Source organism: Solidesulfovibrio alcoholivorans DSM 5433 (genome assembly GCF_000702665.1).
In the GTDB taxonomy this organism is placed as follows: Bacteria; Desulfobacterota; Desulfovibrionia; order Desulfovibrionales; family Desulfovibrionaceae; genus Solidesulfovibrio; species Solidesulfovibrio alcoholivorans.
This window is the reverse complement of record NZ_JNJA01000040.1, coordinates 1-7,326: the sequence shown is the minus strand read 5'-3', so window position 1 is coordinate 7,326 and position 7,326 is coordinate 1. Positions and strand designations below refer to the sequence as shown.

The 7,326-nt window shown below is 45.6% G+C and carries 9 protein-coding genes and 1 pseudogene; 2 read left to right on the top strand and 8 right to left on the bottom strand.

Annotated features, from left to right (window positions below; genetic code table 11):
• Positions 1-277, top strand: a 277-nt coding sequence (locus Q368_RS0122445; RefSeq protein ID WP_029461250.1) for a recombinase family protein, incomplete at its 5' end; no start/stop codon positions are given.
• A 196-nt stretch (positions 278-473) separates the two neighbouring features.
• Here the strand turns inward: Q368_RS0122445 and Q368_RS25330 are convergent.
• From Q368_RS25330 to Q368_RS25305, 8 genes are all read right to left on the bottom strand, one after another.
• Positions 474-1,499: a TrbL/VirB6 family protein gene (locus Q368_RS25330; protein ID WP_084158995.1), complete on the bottom strand. Its 1,026-nt coding sequence runs from the start codon at positions 1,497-1,499 to the stop codon at positions 474-476.
• 12 nt (positions 1,500-1,511) lie between these two features.
• Positions 1,512-1,772 (bottom strand): EexN family lipoprotein, encoded by a 261-nt coding sequence (locus tag Q368_RS26335; protein WP_156955888.1) that lies wholly within the window; start codon positions 1,770-1,772, stop codon positions 1,512-1,514.
• Between the two features lie 2 nt (positions 1,773-1,774).
• Positions 1,775-2,494 (bottom strand): P-type DNA transfer protein VirB5, encoded by a 720-nt coding sequence (virB5, locus tag Q368_RS25325; protein WP_084158994.1) that lies wholly within the window; start codon positions 2,492-2,494, stop codon positions 1,775-1,777.
• Entirely contained in the window at positions 2,494-4,926 is a 2,433-nt protein-coding gene (locus Q368_RS25320; RefSeq protein WP_281174663.1) for a VirB4 family type IV secretion/conjugal transfer ATPase, read from the bottom strand. Before Q368_RS25320 ends, virB5 begins: the two co-directional genes overlap by 1 nt.
• 6 nt (positions 4,927-4,932) lie before the next feature.
• A complete protein-coding gene (locus Q368_RS27520; RefSeq protein WP_084158992.1) occupies positions 4,933-5,247 on the bottom strand; it encodes a VirB3 family type IV secretion system protein in 315 nt (104 codons plus the stop codon).
• A gap of 13 nt (positions 5,248-5,260) precedes the next feature.
• Positions 5,261-5,554: a TrbC/VirB2 family protein gene (locus tag Q368_RS0122430; RefSeq protein WP_029461248.1), complete on the bottom strand. Its 294-nt coding sequence runs from the start codon at positions 5,552-5,554 to the stop codon at positions 5,261-5,263.
• Position 5,555: 1 nt separating this feature from the next.
• Positions 5,556-5,840: a hypothetical protein gene (locus tag Q368_RS25310; protein WP_211249806.1), complete on the bottom strand. Its 285-nt coding sequence runs from the start codon at positions 5,838-5,840 to the stop codon at positions 5,556-5,558.
• A gap of 107 nt (positions 5,841-5,947) precedes the next feature.
• On the bottom strand, positions 5,948-6,763 hold the full coding sequence (locus Q368_RS25305; protein WP_084158990.1) for a lytic transglycosylase domain-containing protein: 816 nt from the start codon (positions 6,761-6,763) through the stop codon (positions 5,948-5,950).
• A 352-nt stretch (positions 6,764-7,115) separates the two neighbouring features.
• Between Q368_RS25305 and Q368_RS26815 the strand changes: the two are divergent.
• Positions 7,116-7,326: pseudogene (locus Q368_RS26815) on the top strand (hypothetical protein); the annotation flags it as partial.

The following is a 7,326-nucleotide window of genomic DNA, read 5'->3' as shown; positions in this document are numbered from 1 at the left end:
CGACACGAGCACGCCGTCAGGTCGGTTCTTCTTTCATGTCATGGCCAGCCTTGCCGAAATGGAGCGCGAGCTGATCGTCGAACGCACACGCGCCGGGCTGGAAGTCGCCCGTCAGCTTGGCCGCAAGGGCGGCCGTAAGCCCAAGATGACAGAGAGCAAGATCGAGTCGGCCAAGAAGCTCCTGGCCAGTGGCGTCCCCCCCAAGGATGTGGCCAAGAACCTCGGTGTGTCCATTCCGACGCTGTACCGCTGGGTGCCAGCCTCAGCCCAGGCTTAGCGTACGATTTTTTCCGTTTTCTGAGACGACCCCAGTAAGCAAGGCACATAAGCATAAAACCATGAGTTTTTTCACCTTTATTTCCTCCAGGGGGCGTTTGTTCTGATCTTAGCCGTTATCGATCAAAAATGCAATTTTGAATTAAAAAGGCGGTAGCTTTTTTTAGCTACCGCCTTCAAAGGGAGAGGAAGGCCGGTCACTTGCGGGAACCGCGAAAGAGCCCGGCAGCTTTTGATAAGCCTGCACTCGCTTTGGACATCAAGCCATGTGCAAGCCCTCCGCTAGCCTTACCGCCACCGCCCCCAGCGCTGCCGGTGCTTACTGGCGCACCTGCCCGCATGGCACCACCCGAAGAACCCAAGGATCGGGCTGTATTCACAGCTCCCCACATATTGACCGACAGGCCACCCCCAAGAGAGGCCGCCATAGATGGGATTTGCAAAAAGATGACAAGCGTGACTGTAGAAAGAATTAAGCAGCCTCCGACAGATGCCGCTTGTGACATGACACCGTCTATTTCCATGCTCGAAACATAGGTGGTAAAAAGTTGCATCATAACACCAAATACGCTTGAAACGAGAACGATCATAAAGAAATATGTGAATATTTGACCACTCCATGCCTCAAAAAACTTTTGAGTTGGTTTAAATATTAAAGCAAAAATAAACATTGGACCAAGGCCCGCTAGTACAGCTAACGCGATCTTAGCAACAAGAAGAAATGAAGCCCCAACAGCAGTTAAGATAATAGTCGCTAAAATTATTAATAGACCAATGAGTGCTAATGCTACAGCATGGCCCATTTCCATTACTGAAATTTTGTCCCAAGCATCGCCAGCTTTTTCAAATCCGACACTGGCGGCTTTATCCATTAAGTTGGCTGCTGCTGATCCTTGTGCTTCGCTTGCTGATGGAAGAATGGCGGTTGCAAATTCGTCAGGGGCAGTTGTTATGACGTCAGCAATAGAAGATTGATAAATACCACCTGCGACCGCAAAGGAAACAATCACAGCTATTTTGAAGCAGCGATAGAGATAATCCATGATTGAGGAGTCAACTGCTCCACGGGCGACTAAAAAACCATAAAAAATAAATGAAACGGTGAGCCCGGCAGAAATAACAGGCGTAACTTGTGAAATGACATTTGAGGATATGGAGCTAACAAATGTTGAGGTTATGGTGTCAATCCTCGTAAATAGCTGTGAGAATAATTGTATTTCCATGATGAACCATGTCTATTTTTTGTGTGCGCCGTTGAGGTCGATTATTACATCTTTTTTATTGCTGAAAATTTCCGCTCCTTCAGCAACTTTTGCGTTGTCGCAGTTTGCATTAAAAATTCGATTGTCGCGAGTGCCGTTTAGGCACTCTTGAAGCTTGGCTTTTCGTTCGGTGCGGTGTTCACGATACCACGCAACGTCATGTTCTTTTTCTTGGTTGCAGCCAAATAAAACAAGCAAAGCAACAACAAAAGTAGCTTTGATGATGATCTTCATTGTTAATCTCCTAAAGAAGGAATTTGCGTTGCTTCCGAGCTGAAAATGCGTTTCCCTAAGTCGCGTTTTTGTTGTTGGATGAGGCCGTCTTCAGCTTTTTGAAGCATTGACATGAGCTGAATTTTTGTCTGTTCGTTTTGGATGGCGGCTTGCTCTCCCTGTATTCTGGCCTGCAAGTCCATTATTTCTTTAGGGTCAGTTTCTTCGTCTATTTGTTCAACCATCGATTCGATGCTATCAAGTCGTTGGAGTGCGCTTTTATAAGCACTCTCGCCAAGGGCTTTGTCATATGCTGCCTTTTCAGACATGCGAGTTTCAAGAGAGCTTAACGCGTCTTTAACTGTGCCGCTTGAAACTTTACTTTTTTCTGAAGAAAGAATGCTTGACACAGTTCCAGATATGCCGGAGTACCCGCCGTTGGTTACGGATTCATAAACATTTTGCCAATCAGATGGGAGCAGGCTTTTCAGGGCCGAATTATCGAAAAGGCTACCAATTCCAGATGAGCCAGTTAATGATTTGTATGTTGCCTCAAGCTGTTCAATTTGGCTTTTCATCTGTTGTATCATTTCAACGTATTTTGCAATGTCTTCCGCATGAAAGGACAATCCAGGAATGTCCGTTGTAACTGTGACAGATATTTGAGCGTATGTGTTGTTCGTTCCCCCAAAAAAAATGATGAAAAAAACTGCGAATGAAAACAGTATGGCTTTGGTGTTCATTATTGTTTTCCTCCGAAGTTAGCGCGAACGCGTTGAAGATATAAAGGAACCCAAACGTCGGGGTTGTCGCCAACCTCGGCAATTACTTCCTCGCAAATATCCGCATTGTCAGGTGTGCCAGACAAAATCAAAAGTGCATCGTCAAAGCCTGCCAAGTTCAGGGATGCAACCGCAGCCTGTTCTCCTTGTTTGATGAGGAATCGTCTTGACCCTGATGGAATTTCTTTAATAACGGCAAACTCCGATTGAGTGAGCTTGAATCCTTCAATGTAATCGTCAGCGTCAGCACGGGGGTTTTCCAGGAAAATTAAAGTCGCCAATTGTTGTGCAATTGTCTTTCCGATATTGCTTCGCAATGCGTCGTCAGGCTCTTGTGTTGAGAATAGGCAAATGCCATTTTCTTTTCGCATTGTTTTGAGCTTATCTTTGACAAAATATTCTAATTGCGCATCGTTAAGAATTTTCCAAAACTCGTCAAAGACATACATAAAACGTCTTCCGTCAATCATGTCTTCAGTCCTGAATAATAAGTACATGATTGTCGGTGTACGTGTTACTTGGTTGTCGAGGAAATCTGTTACGTCAAAGCCAAAAAGACGGTGAGTTGTTAAGTCAAGTTCATCTTTTTCATTGTCGAATAACCAGCCATATTCCCCGCCTTGACACCATTTTTCTAGTCTAGCGTGGACAGTTGGACGTGAATCGTATTCATCACGTAGTGGGTTCGGTAAAGACTGAAGCAAAAGACTGAGGCGGCGTAACGGCTTGTCGATATGGTGCATCACCGTATCAAGCGCTTGATCGATTTCGCGCTCATCATTGTGAGTGATAGCATCACCGCTACTTGCTATGAGCTGCATAATAAGGCGTTTAAGAAATAGGATATTTGCTTTTGTAGGCTCTAACTGCAATGGATTGAAACCGGATGCCTCACCGTTTTTAAGTGGAAGATACTTACCACCCATAGCGCAGATTGCGACTTGCAAGCCACGGTCTTTGTCGAATGCAACAATTGTGGGATCGAACTTTTGAGCCTGAGCAAGTAAAAAGCCGAGAATCGTTGTTTTACCGGCACTTGATTGGCCACCAATAAAGGAGTGACCAAGTAACCGCTTGTCTGTGGCATTCTCCTCAAGGCCAGAAACGTGAAAATTAAAGTAGTGAGGTGTGCCGCTAACCGTCTTTAGAATAGTGACCGCCGGCCCCCAAGGGTTGTTGTTTGGCTTGCCGCTCAGAAAGTTATGGAATGGATTGAGGCACAAAAAATTAAGCGAAGTGATCGGCATTGGCCGAGGCCGAAAGCGCCAGTTCCCAGGAAGCTGCGCCCAAAAAGCCGCTTCAAGGGCTAAATCGACAGCATGAGGTACAATGCCACTATCGAGCAACGCCCCCTTGGCCTTGGCCGCGTAATCCCGCACTTCCTCCGCAGTCTTGCCATAGATTAAGAGGCTTGAATGGTGTTCACCCATCACGAATTTGCGCGAGACAAGCTCGTCAAGGGCCTGATCAATCTCTTCAATTTGTGAGATTGCCACGTCATTGGCGTCAACCAATTGGGCTTTGTGGCGCTTGAGGAATCCACGTGCGGCATGAAGAGATAGACACGAAAAAGATTGCGTTAAAATAAACTCATAATTGCTTTCAAGCAGTATGTTAAACTGTCCTGGTTCGGTGGTGTCATCGAACTCTTTGATTTCAAGAATAGCAAACTTGCGGGTTTTGTTGAGGTGTCTTTGTTCTCCTATTTCGCCCCACTTGCTAAACATTGGTCGATTTTGTGGCAAATAGTCAGAGATAAGTTCCTTGCAAACAGGAACCCGCGAAAATTCTCCGTTGATAAGAAAGCTGTACCACTCAAGAGTTGATGAATAGGCATGGTTGTTAAATGAATAAATACCGAGCAGCTCACCGCCATAACTTTTCTTTAAAATTGTTGCAAATTGTCTGTTGATGTCGTTAAGTGTGTTAATTGCTGTTATTTGAAGTTCGCTTTTTTCTTTTAACGAGTGCTTTTCTCGTTTGGCGAAAAACGACATAACCTTGTCGGTTGATTCCCGATAGACAATTGTTAAATATAGGTCGTTAACCATTAGGTTATAGTTTTTGAAAGAGTCTTTGTATTGGTCGTTGAGTTTGTTGCAAAATGTATTTGAAAACTCGCTGTCTGGATATTCGACAACTCTACGCCGATGTATGTGCGCCCAAAATGAAATATGCTCAGTTCCGATGCCACGAACAAAAGCATTTAAATCTCGGGTCCATAAAAAAACATCTTCAAGGTCAGCACATTCGTGGGCGCGCCCTGAAATCTTCCACGTCGTCATATACTCTGCACTGTGAGTGGAAACGATATGGGGTGTTACATGATGGGAAAGAGGAATGTACTCGGACATTCCGATTTCAGATTCCATCACTTTCAGGGCAGCGCTCACGGACATTTAACGCCTCCGATACTTTTTATAATTCGTAGGAGAATAGGTAGACCCGCCCCAAAATGCCGTATTCTTATTGCGGCATTTTGTTTCAAACCATAGCCACCAAATAGAAAACGCCCTGTCATCATGTTTAGTGATGAGCCTCATGATAGTGATAACAGGGAGAAGCAAAAGCCAGCACCAAATGTTAACCCACATGGCGATCAATGCGACAACCGTAAATGCGCCAAGCAATGCCATGGACGGTACGCCAAAAACAGTTGGAACTCGCGTTGCCCCTTTAAAAAGGGGAAATGGTTGAATGTGGTACGAGTCCATTAGTTGACCTGCATTAGCTGATAATCATGGAAGTAATTTCCGCTGCCGAACCAGCAATGATGATACCGATAAGCCAATGAACAAAGGTATCTTTGTGCATCATGCGCATGGCGTACATGACGCCGATAATCATAAGCGCGACAGTAGCAAGGATGGGAATGATTGTTGTGAGATTTTCCTTGATGGAGTTGAGGACAGTCGTTGCTTGGGAGAGCCCAGCAGCATAGGCCGGCGATACGATGCAAGCGGCCAAAATCAAAGTCATAACAACGACGCTACCGATGGTGTTTGTTTTGTTGGTCTGCATATTATTTCTCCTTTGGGAGGATTTTAAAGTTTCCTTCTTGAACGCCATAACGCTTGAAAAGCCAGTCAAAGAGATATCTTGGGTCAGACCATTCGCGGACACTCCCCCTTTGTGTTTGCAATGTGCATAGCTCGATAGCCCCGGTTGTTGGGCTTGGGGCTTCAAAAGTGAAAATCCATTTATTATGTGTTGTGCGAACGATTGTTATGCTGGAAGCTTTTTTCTCCTGAAAAATAGTGTCCACGCATTCAAGTGAAATTGGCATTGGAATGAAGCGCTTGTTCATATGAAAATCTTACTCCTCCCGTTTTACATCCCTATGTCAATGCAAGACTGCACTAGTCTGACTGTAGAATATAATCTTCTCAATTACAATGTATTTCGATCAAAATTTCAATTTTGATTTTTTATTAAAGCCTTTTCAGGGCTTTTCTCAGGTGTGAAGGCATCGGGATCACCGGCCGCGCTAAATACATCCGGTTCGCCCGCATCCCCTTCCTGAAATTTCGCGATTATTTTTTTATTTTGAGGTGTTGACGAATCTTCGTTTTTTTGCGCTTCGGGCACCTCGGGCGGGGTTTGGTCTAGTTTTTGGGTTGCCGGCAATAGTTCAGGCACTGGAAGACTTGCCATAGCAACAACTTTGCTAACGTAACCATTGGAAAGACCCCGTGAAAGTGAACCTGTATTATAGCAAGATAATGCCGCGTGTAAGGTAGCTTGATCCTCTTTCCCAGTCTCTTTTACGGCTTTCGCATAGCAGGCTGATAAGATTTGAGAGGCGGCTTTTAAATTTTCACAGGGTGAAAATAGTTTGTCTACTGAAATGCCGAGACTTTTAAAGTTGCTTGAGTTGATTTGTCCAAGGCCGACGTCGATATTATATCCTTGACTTATAAGTTTATTCGCAAGGCTGACCGCCTCATCTAATGTTTTGGGTTGCTTTTTTAAAGAGTATCCACCGTTAACACCTATCACTAACGGGTTAAAACGAGATTCTTGCCTCAATACGGAAGAAAGCGTTCGGATATGCACGTTGGGAGCACATTCGGCTGCAAGTGTCTTAAAATTCAAAAGCGCAGGTATATTGGATGCCGTTACCTCATTTCCTGAATTTGTATTACTCGCGTATGCTTGATTAAGGTTGTTTGAACCACCCATGCTCACGCAAAGAGCACAAAAAAAACCGATTAAAAATTTTTTCCCCATGCCTATCCCCTTATGGCCACGCGTAAACAGTCCCAAACTTGGCGTTTATGGCCGAAATAATTGCAGCTTGTGCGGTTGCGCATTGATTTAAAAAGGCAAGGCGGGCTGCGGAGGTCGCACCTCCGTCAAAACCGTGGTGAAAGACCCGAATCGCAAAATATGTAGCGATATACGTGGCACAGGCCTCCCCGCCTGACGTGCCGGTCAATGGCCCGTAAAGGCACATGATCGGCGACAATTACTCCTGAGCATCAGCGACAATTAGAATTGTGCATCCACCTCCCCTTGGAGGCTGGCGGCTGTCTCCCCCCGGGAAAGATGGTAGCCAGCTGAAATGATAACGGATGCGCAGGTGAGAAAGCTGATGCGAGAGAAGACCAAAACAGGGCTGACCGGAATAGCCGGGCTCAAGGCCGGCATGAGCCGCAATACGGCGGCAAAGTATCTCAAGGAAGGCAGACTCCCCTCTGAAATGAAGGAGGTACGGGACTGGCGAACACGGCCTGACCCCTTCCTGAATCATTGGGCGGAAATAGAAGCGCGTCTCACGGCGGACCCAGCGC